The sequence below is a fragment of the Bradyrhizobium sp. Arg237L genome (genome assembly GCF_029990105.1).
GTDB lineage: Bacteria > Pseudomonadota > Alphaproteobacteria > Rhizobiales > Xanthobacteraceae > Bradyrhizobium.
This window is the reverse complement of sequence record NZ_JAQMIL010000025.1, coordinates 12,803-31,664: the sequence shown is the minus strand read 5'-3', so window position 1 is coordinate 31,664 and position 18,862 is coordinate 12,803. Positions and strand designations below refer to the sequence as shown.

General features: G+C 62.1%; 19 protein-coding genes and 1 pseudogene. 12 read left to right on the top strand and 8 right to left on the bottom strand.

Features of this window, described 5'->3' with window-relative positions:
- The first annotated feature begins 54 nt into the window (after positions 1-54).
- A complete protein-coding gene (locus tag OZ411_RS17270; RefSeq protein WP_282528916.1) occupies positions 55-939 on the top strand; it encodes a Ku protein in 885 nt (294 codons plus the stop codon).
- Positions 940-1,070: 131 nt separating this feature from the next.
- Here the strand turns inward: OZ411_RS17270 and OZ411_RS17265 are convergent, their stop codons facing one another.
- From OZ411_RS17265 to OZ411_RS17235, 7 genes are all read right to left on the bottom strand, one after another.
- On the bottom strand, positions 1,071-1,322 hold the full coding sequence (locus tag OZ411_RS17265; RefSeq protein WP_130578783.1) for a DUF6496 domain-containing protein: 252 nt from the start codon (positions 1,320-1,322) through the stop codon (positions 1,071-1,073).
- Positions 1,323-1,390: 68 nt separating this feature from the next.
- On the bottom strand, positions 1,391-2,080 hold the full coding sequence (locus tag OZ411_RS17260; protein WP_282528915.1) for a response regulator transcription factor: 690 nt from the start codon (positions 2,078-2,080) through the stop codon (positions 1,391-1,393).
- Positions 2,077-4,800, bottom strand: a complete 2,724-nt coding sequence (locus OZ411_RS17255; RefSeq protein ID WP_282528914.1) for a sensor histidine kinase KdpD — start codon at positions 4,798-4,800, stop codon at positions 2,077-2,079. Before OZ411_RS17255 ends, OZ411_RS17260 begins: the two co-directional genes overlap by 4 nt.
- A 42-nt stretch (positions 4,801-4,842) precedes the next feature.
- A complete protein-coding gene (locus OZ411_RS17250) occupies positions 4,843-5,445 on the bottom strand; it encodes a K(+)-transporting ATPase subunit C (RefSeq protein WP_282528913.1) in 603 nt (200 codons plus the stop codon).
- Between the two features lie 150 nt (positions 5,446-5,595).
- The gene (gene kdpB / locus OZ411_RS17245; RefSeq protein ID WP_282528912.1) at positions 5,596-7,710 is read right to left on the bottom strand and encodes a potassium-transporting ATPase subunit KdpB; all 2,115 of its coding nucleotides are present in this window, start codon (positions 7,708-7,710) and stop codon (positions 5,596-5,598) included.
- A 23-nt stretch (positions 7,711-7,733) separates the two neighbouring features.
- Entirely contained in the window at positions 7,734-9,437 is a 1,704-nt protein-coding gene (gene kdpA, locus OZ411_RS17240; protein ID WP_282528911.1) for a potassium-transporting ATPase subunit KdpA, read from the bottom strand.
- Positions 9,438-9,554: 117 nt separating this feature from the next.
- Positions 9,555-9,644: a K(+)-transporting ATPase subunit F gene (locus tag OZ411_RS17235; RefSeq protein WP_016846764.1), complete on the bottom strand. Its 90-nt coding sequence runs from the start codon at positions 9,642-9,644 to the stop codon at positions 9,555-9,557.
- A 484-nt stretch (positions 9,645-10,128) separates the two neighbouring features.
- Between OZ411_RS17235 and OZ411_RS17230 the strand changes: the two genes are divergently transcribed.
- From OZ411_RS17230 to OZ411_RS17200, 7 genes are all read left to right on the top strand, one after another.
- On the top strand, positions 10,129-10,593 hold the full coding sequence (locus OZ411_RS17230) for a hypothetical protein (protein ID WP_282528910.1): 465 nt from the start codon (positions 10,129-10,131) through the stop codon (positions 10,591-10,593).
- Between the two features lie 8 nt (positions 10,594-10,601).
- A complete protein-coding gene (locus OZ411_RS17225; RefSeq protein ID WP_282528909.1) occupies positions 10,602-10,874 on the top strand; it encodes a hypothetical protein in 273 nt (90 codons plus the stop codon).
- A gap of 138 nt (positions 10,875-11,012) precedes the next feature.
- The gene (locus OZ411_RS17220) at positions 11,013-11,282 is read left to right on the top strand and encodes a hypothetical protein (protein WP_282528957.1); all 270 of its coding nucleotides are present in this window, start codon (positions 11,013-11,015) and stop codon (positions 11,280-11,282) included.
- An 81-nt stretch (positions 11,283-11,363) separates the two neighbouring features.
- The gene (locus OZ411_RS17215) at positions 11,364-11,759 is read left to right on the top strand and encodes a hypothetical protein (RefSeq protein WP_245476034.1); all 396 of its coding nucleotides are present in this window, start codon (positions 11,364-11,366) and stop codon (positions 11,757-11,759) included.
- Positions 11,760-11,796: 37 nt separating this feature from the next.
- Positions 11,797-12,222, top strand: a complete 426-nt coding sequence (locus OZ411_RS17210; protein WP_282528908.1) for a hypothetical protein — start codon at positions 11,797-11,799, stop codon at positions 12,220-12,222.
- Between the two features lie 29 nt (positions 12,223-12,251).
- Positions 12,252-13,202 carry a 4-hydroxy-tetrahydrodipicolinate synthase gene (gene dapA, locus OZ411_RS17205; RefSeq protein ID WP_282528907.1) on the top strand — a complete coding sequence of 317 codons (951 nt, stop codon included), beginning with the start codon at positions 12,252-12,254 and terminating at the stop codon, positions 13,200-13,202.
- Between the two features lie 339 nt (positions 13,203-13,541).
- The gene (locus OZ411_RS17200; protein ID WP_282528906.1) at positions 13,542-15,500 is read left to right on the top strand and encodes a DEAD/DEAH box helicase; all 1,959 of its coding nucleotides are present in this window, start codon (positions 13,542-13,544) and stop codon (positions 15,498-15,500) included.
- Positions 15,501-15,614: 114 nt separating this feature from the next.
- On the opposite strand, the gene OZ411_RS17195 is transcribed toward OZ411_RS17200, so the two are convergent.
- Complete coding sequence (locus OZ411_RS17195; RefSeq protein WP_130581394.1) at positions 15,615-15,794, bottom strand: hypothetical protein; 180 nt, start codon at positions 15,792-15,794, stop codon at positions 15,615-15,617.
- 596 nt (positions 15,795-16,390) lie between these two features.
- Here OZ411_RS17195 and OZ411_RS17190 point away from each other — a divergent pair.
- The 4 genes and pseudogenes from OZ411_RS17190 to OZ411_RS17175 all read left to right on the top strand — a co-directional run bounded on the left by OZ411_RS17190 (position 16,391) and on the right by OZ411_RS17175 (position 18,621).
- On the top strand, positions 16,391-16,633 hold the full coding sequence (locus OZ411_RS17190; protein WP_028166547.1) for a hypothetical protein: 243 nt from the start codon (positions 16,391-16,393) through the stop codon (positions 16,631-16,633).
- A gap of 9 nt (positions 16,634-16,642) precedes the next feature.
- Positions 16,643-16,801 (top strand): annotated as a pseudogene (locus tag OZ411_RS17185) (DUF1488 domain-containing protein); the annotation flags it as partial.
- Between the two features lie 382 nt (positions 16,802-17,183).
- Positions 17,184-17,393, top strand: a complete 210-nt coding sequence (locus OZ411_RS17180; RefSeq protein WP_130581396.1) for a cold-shock protein — start codon at positions 17,184-17,186, stop codon at positions 17,391-17,393.
- Between the two features lie 166 nt (positions 17,394-17,559).
- Complete coding sequence (locus OZ411_RS17175) at positions 17,560-18,621, top strand: fatty acid desaturase (protein WP_282528905.1); 1,062 nt, start codon at positions 17,560-17,562, stop codon at positions 18,619-18,621.
- Positions 18,622-18,862: the final 241 nt, after the last annotated feature.

The following is an 18,862-nucleotide window of genomic DNA, read 5'->3' as shown; positions in this document are numbered from 1 at the left end:
CAAAACCCTTCGCATCGGTTGAAGTTCCCATACTCCAGATATCCGGAGAATGTAATGGCCCCTCGCGCCTATTGGAAAGGCACCTTGAAGCTCTCGCTGGTAACGTGCCCGGTGGCGCTGTATCCGGCCTCGACCTCGGTGGCCAAAACCCGTTTCCACATGATCAACAAGGAGACCGGCAACCGGTTGAAGCAGCAGATGGTGGACGCCGAGACCGGCGACGTCGTCGAAGCCGACCAGAAGGCGCGCGGCTATGAGCTCCGCAAAGGGAAATATGTCGAGATCGAGCCGGAGGAGCTCGAGTCCGTCCAGATCGAGAGCAACCACAGCATTGAGATCGAAAGCTTCGTGCCCAGGGACGAGATCGACAAGCGCTATCTCAACCATCCCTATTACATCGCACCCGACGGCAAGGCCGGTGTTGACGCTTTCGCTGTGATCCGCGACGCGATGAAGGACCAGGACCGCGTGGCGCTGGCGCGCATCGTGCTGACCAACCGCGAGCACGTCATGGCGATCGAGCCGCTCGGCAAGGGCCTGCTCGGCACCACCTTGCGCTACCCTTACGAGCTGCGCGACGAGGCCGATTATTTCGGAGACATCAAGACGCCGAAGATCACCAAGGACATGGTCGAGCTGGCGGGCCACATCCTCGACAGCAAGGCGGCCCATTTCGACCCGTCGAAATTCAAGGATGATTATGAGGACGCGCTGAAGGCGCTGGTGCGGCGCAAGGCGGCCGGCAAGCCGATCGAGGCTGCGGAGCCCGAGGAGCGGCCGAGCAACGTCGTCAACCTGATGGATGCGCTGAAGCAGAGTCTGAAGGGCCGCTCGGCGGCCAAGAAACGCGGCCATTCCACCTCCCGCCGCCAGGCATCGCACCGCCGCGCGCCGCGGAAAGCCCATCGCTCGACGGCACGCGCACGCAAGGCGGGGTAACGGCAATCGCCGTGAAGGCGAAATAATCGTCACCACCGTCATTGCGAGCGAAGCGAAGCAATCCACTCCCCCCCGACTCGCGGCGGCAATGGATTGCTTCGCTTCGCTCGCAATGACGGCGGAGCGTAAAACTATCGCTTCGCCTTCCGCTTCTTTGCGGCCTTCCGCTTCTTCGTCGTTTTCTTCTTGGAAGTTTTCTTCTTTGACGCCTTCTTCGGGACTTTCCTGCCTTTGGCGCGTGCTTCCGAAAGCCCGATCGCGATCGCCTGTTTGCGGCTCTTGACCTTGCGGCCCGACCGGCCGCTCTTCAACGTGCCAGCCTTGCGCTTCTTCATCGCGCGCCTGACATCGCCGGATGCTTTCCTGGAATATTTTCGTGCCATTGGCGTGTCTCCCGGTTGAGGGAGATTAATTTCCTCACCCAGAGAAAGTTCCGCACATGCAACCGGGTTCAGTCCGGTGCGCGCAAGCGATAACCGATACCAGTTTCCGTCAGCACGAATTGCGGACGCTCGGGGTCGGCTTCGATCTTCTGGCGAAGCTGACGGACATAGACGCGAAGATATTGCGCGTCGGTGAGTTCGTCCCACAATTCCTTCAACAGGAAACGATGCGTCAGCACCTTGCCGGCGTGCTGCACCAGCACACGAAGCAGGTCATATTCCTTTGGCGACAGCTTCACTTCGCGATCGCCGACCTTGACGATACGGCGCACGAGGTCGACCGAGAGATCGCCGGTGCGAAACACCGGCCGCTCGCCCTGCACCTGCAATTGATGGCGCAGCGCCGCGCGCAGGCGTGCCAAGAGCTCATCCATTCCGAACGGCTTGGTCAGATAATCGTCGGCGCCGAGGTCGAGCGCTTGCACCTTGCCCGCCTCGTCGCCGCGGCTCGACAGCACCACGATCGGCACGCTTTCGTTGCGCGCGCGGATCATGCGCAGGAGGTCATGGCCCTGGATATCCGGCAGTCCGAGATCGAGGATGATCAGCGCCGGCCCCTGGGCGAGCATCTCCAGCCCGGCTTTGCCATTGGAGGCTTCGAGAATCTCGTAGCCCTGCGTGTTCAGCCCCATGCGCAGCAATTTTCGGATCGGCGGCTCGTCATCGATGACCAGGACCTTGATCGGTGTTGCATTCATGCGGCGGTATCCAGCACAGCGGTAGCCGCCGGGATCGGCAGCCGGATTGTCAACACGGCGCCGCTCCGGTCGGTGCGGTTGGCGGCCGAGATCGTGCCATGCATGGCTTCGACGAATCCGCGGGAGATCGCAAGACCGAGGCCAGTGCCGGGGCGGACATGATCGCCCTTTTGCACGCGGTAGAACTTGTCGAAGATGCTTTCGAGCTCGGCCGGCGGAATGCCGCTGCCCTCGTCCATGACCTGCAGCACGATCGCATCCCGATCCTGCCAGCCGCGGATCGAGATCGTGGTGTCGGCAGGGGCGTATTTCGCCGCGTTGTCGAGCAGGTTGAACAGCACCTGCTCGAACAGCACCGCGTCGAGCTCCAGCATCGGCAGATCGGCGGCGAGATCGAGCGAAACCTTGTGCCGCACCAGGATCTTGCCGGCGCGGCGCAGCGCGCTCCCGACGATTTCGCCGACATCATGCCGCGCCGTGTTCGGCACGATGGCGCCCGATTCGAGCTTGGTCATGTCGAGCAGATTGGCGATGAAGCGGTTCAGCCGTTCGGACTCGTCGATCACGGTCGCGATCAGATCGTGCTTCTGCGCATCCGTGAGGTTGCCGCCGAGATCGCGCATGGTCGAGGCGGCGCCGAGCACGGAAGCCAATGGGGTCTTCAGGTCGTGCGAGATCGAGGTCAGGAGCGCCGAGCGCAGGCGTTCGGATTCGACGGTGCGCTTGACCTTGTCCATGTCCTCGACCAGCAGCACGCGCTCGATCGCGAGCGCGCCCTGGTCGACCAGCGCATCCAGGAGCCGCCGCTGGTCCGGCGTCAGCAGCGGGCCGGTCTTGTCATTGTCGATGCCGATGGCACCGATCAGTCCGCGGCCGGTCCGCATCGGCAGGAACAGGCGCTTGGCGCCGGGCAGCGTGTCCGAGCCGCGACCGGCCGGCCGATCGTTGGACCAGGCCCAGTTCGCGGCCGCGAGATCGGCGTCGTCGAGCTGGTCTTCCGGCGGATAGCCGGCCTTCACCACAAGCAGCCCGTCTTCCGGCAGCAGCAGCACCACGCGCACCTTCAGCATCAGCGCGATCTGATAGGCGGTCGCCCACAGCACGTCGTCCAGCGTCGCGGTGCCCGCGAGCTTGCGGCTGAAGGCGTAAAGCCACTCGGTCATGCGCACGCGGCTGATCGCGGTATCGGCCTGCACCCGCACCCGCGCGGCGACATTGGAGACCAATAGCGCGATCAGCATGAAGAAGAAGAACGCCGCGATATTGGTCGGGTCGGTGATCGTGAAGGTGTAGACCGGCGGCAGGAAGAAGAAATTGTAGCACAGCGAAGCCACGACGCTCGCGAGCAATGACGGCCACAGGCCATAGCGCACGGCCACCACGACAACCGCGGTGAGGAACACCAGATCGACGTTCTCGACGCCGAAGCGCGGATGAACCAGCGTGGCGGCGCCGAGCCCCAGGCCGACGATCAGGAGCGAGTGCAGGTAAGGCCTGAGGTTGAACGGCTCGGTCCGCGCCGCCGTCTGCACCGCCGGCCCTCTCTCTAGGCCGGCAGGCAGATCCTCGCCGGCGATGACATGCACGCTGATGTTGCCGGAGCGCCGTACCAGCTCGTGCACCACCGAGCCGCGCAGGATCTCGAACCAGCGCGAACGCGACGATTTTCCGATCACGACATGCGTGACGTTGGTGGACTGCGCAAAATTGATCAGATCATCCGCGATATGCCGATGCACGGCGGGAATCGTCAGCGCCTCGCCGCCGAGCGATTCGGCAAGCCGCATCGTATCGGCGAGCCGGTCGCGCTGCTCGTCAGAGAGCTGCAGGCTGCGCCGGGTTTCGATGCTGATCGCGGTCCAGGGCGCGTGCAGGCGATCGGCAAGCCGCTTGGCGTAACGCACGAGGCCCGCCGCGCGCGGATCCTCGCTGACGCAGACCAATATGCGCTCGCCCGCGGCCCAGGGACCGGCGATGGCATTGGCCTGCATGTGGTTGAGCAATTGCTCATCGACCCGCTCGGCGGTGCGCCGCAGCGCCAGTTCGCGGAGCGCGGTCAGGTTGCCGGGCGAGAAATAATGCTGAAGCGCCCGCTCCGCCTGCTTGGGCACATAGACCTTGCCCTCCTTCAATCGCTGGATCAGGTCGTCGGGCGGTAAATCGATCAGCTCGATCGCGTCGGCGCGGTCGAAGATCGAGTCGGGCACCGTCTCGCGCACCCGCACATGCGTGATCTGCGCTATCACGTCGTTGAGGCTTTCGATGTGCTGGATGTTGACGGCGGTGTAGACGTCGATGGCGTGGGAGAGCAGTTCCTCGACGTCGAGATAGCGCTTCGGATGCCGGCTGCCGGGCGCGTTGGTGTGGGCGAGTTCGTCGACGATGGCAAGCTGCGGCCGGCGCGCGATCAGCGCATCCAGGTCCATCTCCTCGAGCACTTGGTCCTTGTAGGTGATCCGCTTGCGCGGCATCACCTCGAGCCCCTGCAGCAGCGCCTCGGTCTCGGCCCGGCCGTGGGTCTCGACAAGACCTACCACGACGTCGGTGCCGCCCTTGAGCTTGGCATGCGCGCTCTGCAGCATCTCGTAGGTCTTGCCGACGCCGGGGGCGGCGCCGACGAAGATCTTCAGCCGTCCGGAAGCATCGTTCTCTCGCCGGGCGGCTTCCAATAGCGCGTCCGGCGAGGGTCGCTTCTCAAGGTCGCGATGCTCATTTGCCATAGGCCAAATATAGTCGCGTCACACCATTCGGCCTAGCCGCCTTTATTTCGAAGCGCCATCCAAAGCGAGGTTGAGCGCCAGGACATTCACCCGCGGCTCGCCCAACACGCCGATGAAGCGGCCCTTGGTGTTGGCTTCGACGAGCTGGCGGACCTGCTGCTCCGGCAAATTGCGCGCTTTTGCCACCCGCGGGACCTGGAAGAGCGCCGCCTCCGGCGAAATGTCGGGATCGAGGCCGCTTCCCGAGGTGGTGACGAGGTCGATCGGCACCGGCTGGGACGGATTTTCCGCCTTCAGCTTCTCGACATCCTCCTTGATCCGGTCGTTCAGCGCCTTGCTGGTCGGGCCAAGGTTGGAGCCGCCGGAATTCGCCGCGTTATAGGGCGCAGGCACGGTCTTGGGGGAATCGTTCGGATCAGGCGCCAGCGTCGCTGACGGCCGGCCGTGGAAATATTTGTCCTCCTTGAACTCCTGCCCGATCAGGGCGGAGCCGATGACCTTGCCGTCCTTCTCGATCAGGCTGCCCTGAGCCTGGGACGGAAAGATCACGCCGGCGATGGCGGTGATAGCCAATGGATAGGCGAGGCCCGTGACCGCCGTCAGCAACAGCAGAAGGACGATGGCGGGACGAATTTCTCTAAGCATGTTACGTCTCCAAAGTGTTCTCCGTCATTGCGAGGAGCGAAGTGACGAAGCAATCCATGGTTCAGCACGGGGAGAGATGGATTGCTTCGCGGAGCTTGTCATCGGGCGGCGCTACGCGCCGACCCGGTGGCTCGCAATGACGACGCATGGTTAAGCCAGGTGCAAGGCTGCGACCACGAGGTCGATCGCCTTGATGCCGATGAAGGGAATGATGATGCCGCCTAAGCCGTAGACCATCAGGTTGCGGCGGAGCAGCGCGCCGGCGCCGATCGCGCGATAGGCCACGCCCTTCAGCGCCAGCGGGATCAATGCGATGATGATCAACGCGTTGAAGATGATCGCCGACAGGATGGCGCTCTGCGGGCTCGAAAGACCCATGATGTTGAGCACGCCGAGCTGCGGGTAGAACGCCAGGAACATCGCCGGGATGATCGCGAAATATTTCGCGACGTCGTTGGCGATCGAGAACGTCGTCAGCGCACCGCGGGTCATCAGGAGCTGCTTGCCGATCTCGACCACCTCAATGAGCTTGGTCGGGTTGGAGTCGAGATCGACCATGTTGCCGGCTTCGCGCGCTGCTTGCGTGCCGGTGTTCATGGCGACGCCGACGTCAGCCTGCGCGAGCGCGGGCGCGTCGTTGGTGCCGTCGCCGCACATCGCCACCAGCTTGCCCTTGGCCTGCTCGTCGCGGATCAGCTTGAGCTTGTCCTCGGGGGTTGCCTGCGCCAGGAAGTCGTCGACGCCGGCTTCGGCCGCGATCGCCGCCGCAGTCATCGGATTGTCGCCGGTGATCATCACGGTGCGGATGCCCATGCGGCGCAGTTCGGCGAAACGCTCGCGGATGCCGCCCTTGACGATATCCTTGAGGTGGATGACGCCGAGCAGCCGGCCGTCCTTCGCCACGGCGAGCGGCGTGCCGCCCTCCTTGGCGATCTCGTCGGCGATGCTCTGCAGTTCGCGGGCCGCGTCGGTGTTGACGTTGGCCTGGATGGCGCGGACCGCATTGCCGCTTGACAACGACTGCGCGGTGCCGCCGCCGATATAGTTGAGGATCGCATCCACCGCGCCCTTGCGGACCGCGGACGAGCCGGCATCGATGCCGCTCATGCGGGTCTGTGCGGTGAACGGCACGAAGGTCGCGGCGAGCTCATGCATCTCGCGGCTGCGGATGCCGTATTTTTCCTTGGCCAGCACGACGATGGAACGGCCTTCCGGCGTTTCGTCGGCGAGCGAGGCGAGCTGCGCGGCATCGGCGAGTTCCTGCTCGGTGACGCCACGCACCGGACGGAACGCGGTCGCCTGGCGGTTGCCGAGCGTGATGGTGCCGGTCTTGTCGAGCAGGAGCGTGTCGACGTCGCCGGCGGCTTCCACCGCGCGGCCCGACATCGCCAGCACGTTGAAGCGCACCAGACGGTCCATGCCGGCGATGCCGATCGCCGAGAGCAGCGCGCCGATCGTGGTCGGGATCAGCGTCACGAACAGCGCCACCAGCACCACGACCGAGATCGAGCCGCCGGCATAGGACGCATAGCTCGGGATCGTCACGGTCGCGAACACGAAGATGATGGTGAGGCCGGCCAAGAGGATGTTCAGCGCGATCTCGTTCGGCGTCTTCTGCCGCTCGGCGCCCTCGACCAGGCGGATCATGCGGTCGATGAAGGTCGAGCCCTGCGCCGCCGTGATGCGGACGCGGATCCAGTCGGACAGCACCTGCGTGCCGCCGGTCACCGCCGAACGGTCGCCGCCGGATTCACGGATGACGGGCGCGGACTCGCCGGTGATCGCGGCTTCATTGACCGAGGCCACGCCTTCGATCACCTCGCCGTCGGAGGGGATGATGTCGCCGGCCTCGACCAGCACGATGTCGCCGACCTTGAGCGTGGTGCCGGGGACGAGGCGATAGTTCTGCCCCGAACCATCCAGCAGCTTGGCCTGGCTCTCGGTGCGGGTCTTCTTCAGCGAATCCGCCTGCGCCTTGCCGCGGCCCTCGGCGACGGCTTCGGCGAAATTGGCGAACAGCACCGTGAACCAGAGCCAGAGGATGATCTGGAAGGTGAAGCCGAGGCTCTCCGCGCCGGTGACAAGATCGCGCAGGAAGATCACCGTGGTGAGCGCGGCCACGATCTCGACCACGAACATCACGGGGTTCTTCGCCATCAGCCGCGGATTGAGCTTGACGAAAGACGATTTGATCGCAGGTACGAGGATTTTCGGGTCGAGCATGGTCGACGCGCTCACCTGCTTTTGCAGTTTCATGGTTTCCATGGATGTGACTCCAATCAATTCGATCAGAACAGGGTGTTGGCGTTCATGGCGAGATGCTCGACGATCGGTCCGAGCGCCAGCGCCGGGAAGAAGGTGAGGCCGCCGATGATCAGGATCACGCCGACGACGAGCCCGACGAACAGGCCGCCGGTGGTCGGGAACGTGCCGGCTGACGGCGGGACCGACTTCTTCTGCGCCAGCGAACCCGCAATCGCCATCGCCGGCACGATCATGAAGAAGCGGCCGACGAACATCGCGCTGGCGAGCGTCAAGTTGTAGAAGAAGGTGTTGCCGGTCAGGCCTGCGAAGGCCGAGCCGTTATTGCCGGTTGCCGAGGTGAAGGCATAGAGCACCTCGGTGAAGCCGTGCGGGCCGGCGTTCGCCATCGAAGCCACCGCTGACGGCAGCACCACGGCAACCGCGGTCCAGCCGAGATACATCAGCGGCAGCACCAGGATCGCGAGCATCGCCATCTTGACCTCGCGGGCCTCGATCTTCTTGCCGACATATTCCGGCGTACGGCCGACCATCAGGCCGGCGACGAAGATCGCCAGCACGACGAACAGCAGCATGCCATAGAGACCGGCGCCGACGCCGCCGACGATGATTTCGCCGAGCTGCATGTTGATCAGCGGGATCATGCCGCCGAGCGCGGTGAAGCTGTCATGCATGGCGTTGACCGCGCCGCAGGAAGCGGCGGTGGTGATGACCGCGAACAGCGAGGACGCAACGATACCGAAGCGGACTTCCTTGCCTTCCATGTTGCCGCCGGAGAGCCCCAGCGCATGCAGCGCGGTGGTGCCGTTGGCCTCGGACCAGTAGCAGATAGAAACGCCGGCGATGAACAGCACGCCCATCACCGCGAGGATCGCCCAGCCCTGGCGCTGGTTGCCGACCATGCGGCCGAACACGTTGGTCAGCGCAGCGCCTATCACGAAGATCGAGAGCATCTGCACGAAGTTCGACAGCGCGGTCGGATTCTCGAACGGATGCGCAGCATTGGCGTTGAAGAAGCCGCCGCCATTGGTGCCGAGCATCTTGATCGCAACCTGCGAGGCCACGGGGCCGACCGCGATCGTCTGCTTGGCACCTTCTAGCGTGGTCGCATCGACATACGGCCCGAGCGTCTGCGGCATGCCCTGCGACACCAGGAACAGCGAATAGACGATGCAGATCGGCAGCAGGATGTAGAGCGTGCAGCGCGTGATATCGACCCAGAAATTCCCGATCGTGCGCACCGACGCGCGCGCGAAGCCGCGGATCAACGCCACCGCGAGCACGATGCCGGTCGCAGCCGAGAGGAAGTTCTGGTGCGTCAGGCCAAGCATCTGGACCAGGTACGACACCGTGCTCTCGCCGCCGTAGTTCTGCCAGTTGGTGTTGGTGAGGAAGGAGACCGCGGTGTTGAACGACAGATCCGGGGCGACGGCGGCCTGGTCCGCCGGATTGAACGGCAACATGGCCTGCAGCCGCATCACGCCGTAGATGATCAGGAAGCCGCCGACATGAAACAGCAGCATGGCGACCGTATAGGTCAGCCAGTGTTGTTCACGCCGTTCGTCGACGCCGCTGATCCAGTAGAACCCGCGTTCGACCGGACGCAGCACCGGCGACAGGAAGGTCGCCTCGCCGTTGAAGACGCGCGTCATGTACCAGCCGAGCGGCTTGACCAGCGCGACGACGATCGCGCAGTAGAGGATAATTTGAAACCAGCCGATGGCGGTCATGGCATTAAACCTTTCGAATGGGCTTTGAGCGCAGCAGCATGGCAAGCACGCCGACCAACAGGATGGTCAGCGCCGCATCTGCCAAGAGAAGCTGGCCGATCATGAACACGGCGTTGATCAAAACCGCTCAGGGCGCAGCAGCGCATAGGTGAGGTAGAAGAGAAGGCCGAGCGAGACGAGGCCGGCGAGCGAATAGTCGAAGATCATGGCGCGCCCCCTCACAGCCGTTCGCAGGCGTAGGCGTAGCCTATGCCGGCTGCGAAAAATGCCGCGATGAGCACCAGCATGACGAGATCAAGCATTGGAGGCTCCTATGCATAACGGGCCGACAAAGGCCCGTTTTGGTTCCGAGGTGAGGTGCCACCCGCCGCATAGGTTTTCGAGATGTAGGCTGCGCGGATGTTATAGGAATCTTATAAAGATCGCCGTCGTCCCGGCTGATCCGGGATCCATAACGAACCCTGTCCATGTTGCGCAAAGTGGGACTGCCACAGTGCGCTTCCAAACACAGAGTGGTGATTGTGGGTCCTGCGTTCGCCAGGACGAGGCGTGACGTTCCCCATCGCGCTTCCTTCCTATCTTTATGAAATCCCTATATTTCCGGCCGCCGCCCCATCTCGTTTTCAAATGGCGTTTTGACCACCTTTGACCTGCGGCATTTCGTCAAGCCGCATGATCGATGGGTCTCGCCATGTCACTGCTTTCAGAACCCTTGACCGCCGACCTCAGCCACCGGCTGCGGGACGCCGGTAGAGTGACAGTCGAACTGATGTCCGACCTCATCCGCGACTGTTGCCGGCGCTTTCCCTCACAGGGGCAACGCGCCAAGACTGCGCGCGTCGAGGGATTGATCAAACTGGGCGCGTGGACCGATGCTGCGCTGGCGCTGCTCGACCTCGAATTGCCGCAATGGCAGGTCCGTCGCCTCGCCTATGACGACGGCGAATGGTACTGCTCGCTGTCGCGCGAACGCGAACTGCCCGACTGGCTCGATCAATCGATCGAGACGCATCACGCCGACCTGGCGCTCGCCATCCTCTGCGCGTTCGTCGAGGCACAGCAGATCACCGCGCCGTCGAGCAGGCCCAGCGTGCCGAGCGTCGAGCGTCATGCTGATGGCTTCTGCCAGCCGATGCTGAGCGACAATTTCGCCTGAGCAATCCCGTGCAGCCGTTGCCAAACCTGCCGCAAAAACTGAAATCGGCCCAGGTCCTGGTTCGATTTGTGTTTCGGTTGCTGATCCTGACTGGTTTCGCGCTGTTCGGGAGCGTCGGCTTTGGCCGTAGCCTCATAGCGCTACTCTGGATGTCCGTCGTGCTCTGTGCCGTCATCGCCCTGATGCGGCGGGAGCAATTCATGGGCACTGACCTCAACCATTGGGACGAGATGGCAGCCTATGCCGCCCTTTGCGCGCTCGTCTCGGCCACCGGCCGGTGATCCTGCGACCGGCCTAGCGACCTTATACGTCCCCTATGAGATCGGTTACCCGCCCTCCTCGATTTCATATCCACTCGCAAAGATATTGAACGCGTTACCAAGTCTCGTGAAGGAATCACAAAAATGAAACTCGTGAACATAGAACTCGACGAACCTCCATCGTGTAGCTCCGCGTCGACCATCGTCTTTATCGGAAGAAACCGGCGCGGCCAGTGGGTCGCCCAGGAACAGAACGGCCTCTACGGCGGGCTGTTCGTCAATCGCGCCCAGGCAGTCAAGTACGCGCTGTTCGAGAACGGGCATCATCCAGAAACCATCGTCGAACTGTCGCGCGAATTCGAACTCGACATGAACAGAAGTTCCGCTCCCGCGCCCTCGCAACCAACAGCCACGCGATGCGTCGCCTGATCCGGTTCGCGGCCCATATTCAGGAGGAGTCAGATGATGCAGCCTTGTTTAGTTGCCGACCGCGACCAGGTCGTCGATACGATGATCACGCTGACGCACCTGTCGAACCTGCACCGCACGATCATCGCGGGAAGTGGAGCCATGGAGCTCTATCTTTCGCTGCGCCGGCGCGGCTTCGTTCAGGTCGCGACATCTGCAACATGCCGACTGCCCAGGAGGCAGCATAGCATCGGCCTGCTGACAGGCGAAAAAACCCTGGCGGCGATCGAGGCGGCGCTCCTGGAAATCTCGCAGTTCCTCAGCGCCAACGCCACAATTGCGATCCTGATCGACTCCCGTGAAGGCGAATTCTGCCTCAACATCCGAAGGAAGCTGGAGCAGATGGGCTTTCGGATCGAGGCAGGCGTGAGGTGCCAACGCGGCCTCGTGCTTGCCGCTCACCGCCAGGGTTTCGCGCAAATGGAAAGAGCGGCGTGAACCGCGAAGCACTTGCGCGGCTGGGAAGGCGCTACGAATGCAATCGCAGGATCCGGTTGAATGGCACAGCAGACTGCTGCGCGCCTGGCAATTGGCGCTCCTGCGCTTTGCCGTAACGCTCGATAATGCCGATCGGTTGAACGTGATGGCGGTTGCCGCCGAGATCGACCGCGGCGGCCGCCGCTATGAGGAGCAGTCGAATTTCAGCTTCTTCCGCAAGATCAGTGCCGACCTCTGCAACGCCATTCTGCAGCAGAACGATGCCGCCGATGCCACCTTGCGTCAGTATCTTGAGCGGATCGAGGATCCGCGCCTGAAGCGGGCATTCGCAAGCGCAGTCGAAATCGATACGGCGTCACCGCGCGTCAGGACGCCTAAGGTCGACAATGGACTATGGCGAGGATTGGCATCGCGCAACCATGCTCCACTGCCCGGTACACGCTCACACGCCGCCAAATATTGAACGCGGTGCCTATTCCGAAGGACGACAACATGAAACCCGACTGGCTCACAGGCTATGTCCCCGACCTTCCGACACCGTTCGGTGAGGATGGTGAAGTCGATTTCGACGCCTTTGCTCAGCTATGCGAGCGTCAGATCGCATCCGGGGCCAGCGCGATCGTGGTCGGCGAGACCACGGGCGAGGCGCCGACCCTGACGACGGGAGAGAAGGCTGGCCTCGTTCGCCACGCCGTCGAGATTGCGCGTGGCCGCGTCTGCGTCATCGCCGGCGCCGGATCCAACGCCACGGATCGCGCGGTCGAACTGACGCGGCATGCCGAGGTCGCCGGTGCCGACGCCGTGCTGTCGGTCGTTCCCTATTACAACAAGCCAATGCAGTCAGGTATCTACGCGCATTTCCGCGCGGTTGCCGAGGCGACCGCGCTTCCGGTCATCCTGCACGACGTTCCCTCGCGCACCCTTCGCGAAATCTCCGACGCAACGCTTAATCGCCTCGCTGAATCCGAGCAGTTCATCGGATTGCGCGACAGCAGCGGCGACGTCGGACGCCTGGTCCACATACGGACGTCGTTGCCGCCGCATTTCCGCTTGCTGTCAGGCGATGACTTGACCGCGCTGCCGTTCATGGCCGCCGGCGGTCATGGTTGCATCTCCGCGGTGGCGAACCTCGTGCCGGAACTGTGCCAGGCGGTTCTTGCAAGCCTTAGGGAAGGACGGCTGCAATCGGCCAGGTATCTGTTCAGCCGCCTGGTCCCGATTGCCGGGCTGCTCGCCGCCAAGCATCCGGCGGCGCTGAAATACGCGCTGTCGCTGCTTGGGCTGATCCGGCCGAATACGCGCCTGCCGATCGTCCAGTTGAACGACGCGGCCAAGGCCGAGATCAAGGAAGCGATTGCCGACCTCGGCGATGAAGAATGGTCTGGCGTGGAGGATACTTTGCCCGCCGCACCGGCGCGCCACCAGCGAACGCAGCGATCGTAGCAAGTTGTGTAGGCTAATTTGAAGCACAGGCATCCGGCCAAACGCTAGTTCTTGGCCGAGCCCCGGCATTAACAGTTTCCCTCGACATTCGTAAAGGCCCTCAATATGCGGCGAAAGGGCTCCAACATGCTGGATGTAGTAGGTTCGGGCAGGCCGGCGGGGCTTCTCTCTGCGTCCGCCAATGCGATGTGGCATACGGGGCCATGGTGATTTGGCTTCTCTTGGCGTAAAGCATCTGAATCAAATCGCCACGCGCGCGGCTGTGCCGTCTGCCGGGCACGCAGCTTCAAGTCACTCGGCTCGACGTTCTGCGCCTGAGCCAACAAAGGTTTCCATCTCGTGTCATTCCCGACCACAAGTCCGCCGCTCGCCCGAGCTTTAGCCGAGCGCAGCTACGATCGGCCGACCCCTGTTCAGGTCGCCGTGCTTGCGGAAGAGGCTGTCGACCGCGACCTTCTCGTTTCGGCCCAAACAGGCTCGGGCAAGACCGTCGCTTACGGGCTGGCAATTGCAAAGAATCTTCTGGGCAGGGACGAGCGGTTTCAGCGGGCTGCCGCGCCGCTTGCCTTGATCGTCGCGCCAACGCGCGAACTCGCCTTGCAGGTCCATCGCGAACTCGCGTGGCTTTATCAATACGCGGATGCGCGCGTCGTCTCCTGCGTCGGCGGCATGGATCCGCGCCGCGAACAGCGCGAGCTTGCAGCGGGCGCTCACATCGTGGTCGGGACGCCCGGCCGATTGTGCGATCACTTGCGGCGCGGCCATCTCGACATCTCGGAATTAAAGGCTGTCGTCCTCGACGAGGCCGATGAAATGCTCAATCTCGGTTTTCGCGAGGATATGGAATTCATCCTCAAGACCACGCCCGACACGCGCCGCACGTTGTTGTTCTCGGCGACTTTTCCGCGCGGCATCGTTGCGCTGGCAAAGCAGTACCAGCGACAGGCCTTTCGGATCGAGGTCGCGGGCGACGAAGGCGGTCATGCCGATATCGAGTACCGCGCCATCCGGATCGCTCCTGATGATGTCGAGCACGCGGTCGTCAACGTATTGCGCTTTTTCGAATCGCCGAGCGCACTTGTGTTTTGCAACACAAGAGATGCGGTCAGGCATTTGCAGGCGGCGCTGCTGGAGCGTGGGTTTTCCGTGGTCGCTCTCTCCGGTGAAATGACGCAGAACGAGCGAACCCTGGCGCTGCAGGCGTTGCGCGACGGACGTTCCCGCGTCTGCGTAGCAACCGACGTGGCGGCGCGCGGCATCGACCTGCCAAGCCTCGACCTCGTCATTCATGCCGATCTGCCAAAGGACGCGGAGGTCATGCAGCACCGCTCGGGCCGCACCGGCCGTGCGGGCCGCAAGGGTGTGAGCATCCTGCTGGTGCCGCCCGCCCGAAAACGGCGCGCGGAATTGCTGCTGAATCTGGCTGGCATTGATGCCGTCTGGGGCACGGCTCCTCAGGCCGATGAAATCCGCAAGCTCGATCATGAACGCATGCTGCAGGATGCGGTGTTCACCGAGGAAACGACCGCCGACGATCTGGTGCTGGCGCGGGCATTGCTTGCCGAGCGGTCGGTTGAGGACATCGCGGCGGCGCTCGCGCGGCTTTATCGCGCGCGGCTTCCTTCGCCCGAAGACATTCTCGATCCCGGCCAGGATCGCAGCCGACCTCGTGACGACCGCGGTCGAGAACACATTCGGACATCGCGCGGCGATGAACGCCCCACCGCGCCCCGATCGAAAACGGGAAGATCATCGTCGCGTCACGGAATGGCGGAAGCCAGCGTATGGTTCCGGGCTACCATCGGACGAAAAAAGAATGCGGAAGCGCGCTGGCTCTTGCCGATGATTTGCCGTCGTGGCGGCATCGACAAGCGTGACATTGGCGCCATCCGGATTCTGGACACCACCACCGAGTTCGAAATTTCCGAGCGGGTCGCAGGATCCTTCGCCGCCAAGATCCGACGTCCGGATAAGGAAGACAACATCCGCATCGAGCCGCTGGCAGACACTCCCCCAGGTCAGGCACGTTCGGAAAAGCAGTCACACTCGCCTTGGCGCGAAGCCGGCGACTCCGATCACAATGCTCGTCGAAGCGACAATGCTCGTGACGCGGCAGGACCGAAGCAACGCGGCAAGCCTCACCGCGAAAGCGGGTCGAAATTTGGCGGCGAGCCGGGTTTCGGGAAGAAAAAGAAACACCGGAACAAGTCCGGCCATGCTGGACAACGGCAGCCGGCAAACACGTCGCCTGCGAAAGCCGCACCCGGAAAGAAGGCAAGGAAGAATCGTCGCGGCTGATCTGTTGCCGTCGGGGGCTGCGGGACGCTCAATTCTTCAAGTCTGAGCGTGTTCCTAATCGCCGCAGCGAGTCTTCTGTGATCAACGCTGGACGGTCGCCCGCAATTTCACGAATCATCCGATGAGCCATCGCCCTTTGTGGATATCGAACTTCACCAGGCCTTCGTCTCGCATTTTCAACAGGAGGGATTGGCAAGCTTCTTCATTCACGACATTGGCGCGTTTCATGACCTCGTGAACTTTGAGCGGTTTCTCGCGGAGCGCCCGCAGGATATTTTCTCGATCATTCAGCACGACTAGGCTCCTACCGTCATCAAGCGCGCTAAATCACTGAGAATACGAAAGCTGATCTTCCGTAACGACACGCTCTATATTATCCGACTTGCTCTTGATGCGGTATCTAAGACGTCCATCTGCCTCGATGGGCATAAGTTGAACGATGGTGTAAATCATTGGTGCCTCAGTGGAGGCACGTCCTCGTGGACCTTGGGGCTGGTGGTGAACGTCTTCATTCAGTTTGTAGGCATATGACATGTGTCTACCTCTAAAAGTTACGGCTGCTCTAGCGTGGAGCATGCTGTAATGCAATGCATCCTGTTGCCCTCCGGCCCAGGCCCGTGAAAGCAAGAACGAGCGCTGCGGCGGTCGGCTTCGCGGTCTTAAGGAGGGCAGAAGCGCGTCAGTAACGTTGACCTAATACGTCCCGAACATGCTTTTAGTGTCCGTGGTCGCATTGAACGGAGGCTGGACGAGTTAAACAAGCGCTCCTCGAGCCAAGCGCCCGCTGCTACCAAAAGCTATGCAGTGCAAAGTGCATTTCCCGAGCACGCGTTGTTGCGATTTGGTCTCGGCGGGTGGATGCTGTCCGCGCGGGCACAATGGAGGGCAGCATGAGCAAGGCAACTCTTGACAATCGCCACCGCAACAAGGACGGAGAAATCAGCGCCAAACACGGAAACACCCTTATTCGCACGTTGCGCAAGGTGTACGGCCAGAGTTTCGCAGCTGGCTATCCCGACACCGAGAAGCTCCGCGAGGTTCTCCTTAAGCTGAACGAGACATCGTTGAGCCAACTCCGCCGTGATCATGAGACCGGCCACTTGGAGCACAAGATCACCAAAGCCTCGAAGTAAGGCCACCATCTGGAAAGGGCGGCGCGGTCCCAGCCGAACCAGCGTGAGGCCCAATTCATCGGACTCCGCGATCGGATTGAAGAGCGTGCCGCTCGCAAATTCCTTGCAATGGAGTTCGAAGGCACTCCTCCGGGCATTATCTTGCGCAGTATCGACTTCCAAAATTAGTTCCAAAGGACGCGGCAGGGCTGATGCACAAGGGGATATCGGCATCCCATCGAGAACCCGCTGTGGTTTGACTTTGCACAAGGCGAGTTGGGGTGTTCGGGTTAACGAAGGCGGCGAGTTTTGATCGACCATGTCTTGCACAGACAAGACCCAAAAGCGGACATCGGGCAAGGCAAAGGCCTGCAGACCTTGACGTCACTCCAATTCGTGTCCATATATGATGCTAATCGACACTTGGCCGAACGACCTGGGCCGCTTCGCCTCGTTACTGACAGGCGCGCACGTTTCAGACCCCTTCTCCAAAATCGATCAGCCGACGAAGGATTCCGATCCCTCGGCGGCTAAGTCTTACGTGTACGTTGTCAGTGAAAGGACATTCTCCGTGACTACAGGAATTGTGAAGTGGTTTAACAGCCAAAAGGGCTTCGGCTTCATTCAGCCCGCCGATGGCGGCAATGACGTCTTTGTTCATATCAGCGCGGTTGAACGCGCCGGCATGAGCACCCTCAATGAGGGGCAAAATGTCAGCTTTGACATCGTCGCAGACCGCCGGACCGGCAAATCTGCCGCTGAAAATCTGCGCGCTGTCTGAGCGACTGCGTGAAGGGCCATGCTGCTCTGACCACGGATGTATTGGCAGAGCTTGTGGTTTCGGAGTCCCGCGGCCGATCCGTCGGCACGCGGGATTTTTTATTTGGCCGCAATCATTGCGGCTGCGCCGAAGCAGCGCGCGATCGGCAGGCCTCGGATATCATCACTTGAGCATTAAACATAACTCAGGTCTGGCGACGCCCGACACTCGGCGTTGGACGAGCATTCTGGGCGGCTATCGGACGCCAAATCACGTGCGCAGCGTTGCCGAGTTGGTGATCACGGCTTTGCCGCTCGTGACGTTATGGACGGCAGCTTGGTTCACGTTCTCCCTTGGCTATGCTTGGGCTTCATTGCTTATCGCGATTCCAGCCGCCGGCTTTCTCTTGCGCCTGTTCATGATCCAGCACGACTGCGGCCATGGCACCTTTTTCGCCGATCGTCTGGCGAACGACTGGGTCGGCCGCGTCATTGGCGTGCTCACGCTGACGCCTTACGACTGGTGGCGCCGCACGCATGCGATCCATCATGCCACCACCGGCAACCTCGACCGCCGCGGTATCGGCGATATCGATACCCTGACAGTTCGCGAATACCAGGCCCGTTCGTGGTGGGGCCGTCTGAAATACAGACTTTACCGCCACCCACTGGTCATGTTCGTGGTCGGACCAGCCTATCTGTTTCTCCTGCAACACCGTCTCCCGGTCGGCCTCATGCGCGACGGTTGGCAGCCTTGGACCAGCACAATGGCGACCAATCTCGCCATTGCCGTGATCGCCGCCGCGCTCACATGGCTCATCGGCATTAAGGCGTTCCTGCTCGTGCATCTTCCGATCATGCTGCTCGCCGCCACGACCGGCGTATGGCTGTTCTATGTGCAACATCAATTTGAGCAAACCGCGTGGGAGCGCGACGAGCGCTGGAATCTGCATCAGGCCGCCCTATACGGCAGCTCACATTACGATCTTCCGGTATTGCTGCGCTGGTTCACAGCCAACATCGGCATCCACCACGTGCACCATCTTTGCAGTCGTATTCCCTTTTACCAGCTGCCGCGCGTGTTGCGCGACCACCCGGAACTGCGCGAGGTCGGTCACATAACGCTCCTGCAGAGCTTTCGGTGCGTAAGGCTTGTGCTGTGGGACGAGGCTCAGCGCCGCCTGGTGTCGTTCCGTGAAAGCAGAGCCCGAGAGTTTCAGGGAACGGCGCCAAAGCTCGCCGCACCATAGCCATAGCGGCCGCGCTTTCTTCGATCGTGATAGTGCGACGGTTAGCGCATCACCTCGGTCAGGGGCTCTGGGCATCCGACGTCGGCTGTTGGCGCTAGAGCATGATCCGGAAAAGTGGAGACCGGTTTTCCGAAAAAGATCATGCTCAAACAAAGAGCTAGAGCGGGATGACGATTCGAAGAAAAGTCATCATGCTCTAAGCGTCGAGCCAGATAGCTTTGGCGCCTGCTGCTAGGGGTGA

Excerpts from the sequence above, each read along its gene's own strand:
- OZ411_RS17270 (WP_282528916.1), top strand. The coding sequence starts at position 55 with ATGGCCCCTCGCGCCTATTGGAAAGGCACCTTGAAGCTCTCGCTGGTA.
- OZ411_RS17265 (WP_130578783.1), bottom strand. The coding sequence starts at position 1,322 with ATGGCACGAAAATATTCCAGGAAAGCATCCGGCGATGTCAGGCGCGCG.
- OZ411_RS17260 (WP_282528915.1), bottom strand. The coding sequence starts at position 2,080 with ATGAATGCAACACCGATCAAGGTCCTGGTCATCGATGACGAGCCGCCG.
- OZ411_RS17255 (WP_282528914.1), bottom strand. The coding sequence starts at position 4,800 with ATGGCAAATGAGCATCGCGACCTTGAGAAGCGACCCTCGCCGGACGCG.
- OZ411_RS17250 (WP_282528913.1), bottom strand. The coding sequence starts at position 5,445 with ATGCTTAGAGAAATTCGTCCCGCCATCGTCCTTCTGCTGTTGCTGACG.
- kdpB (WP_282528912.1), bottom strand. The coding sequence starts at position 7,710 with ATGGAAACCATGAAACTGCAAAAGCAGGTGAGCGCGTCGACCATGCTC.
- kdpA (WP_282528911.1), bottom strand. The coding sequence starts at position 9,437 with ATGACCGCCATCGGCTGGTTTCAAATTATCCTCTACTGCGCGATCGTC.
- OZ411_RS17235 (WP_016846764.1), bottom strand. The coding sequence starts at position 9,644 with ATGATCTTCGACTATTCGCTCGCCGGCCTCGTCTCGCTCGGCCTTCTC.
- OZ411_RS17230 (WP_282528910.1), top strand. The coding sequence starts at position 10,129 with ATGTCACTGCTTTCAGAACCCTTGACCGCCGACCTCAGCCACCGGCTG.
- OZ411_RS17215 (WP_245476034.1), top strand. The coding sequence starts at position 11,364 with ATGATCACGCTGACGCACCTGTCGAACCTGCACCGCACGATCATCGCG.
- OZ411_RS17210 (WP_282528908.1), top strand. The coding sequence starts at position 11,797 with ATGCAATCGCAGGATCCGGTTGAATGGCACAGCAGACTGCTGCGCGCC.
- dapA (WP_282528907.1), top strand. The coding sequence starts at position 12,252 with ATGAAACCCGACTGGCTCACAGGCTATGTCCCCGACCTTCCGACACCG.
- OZ411_RS17190 (WP_028166547.1), top strand. The coding sequence starts at position 16,391 with ATGAGCAAGGCAACTCTTGACAATCGCCACCGCAACAAGGACGGAGAA.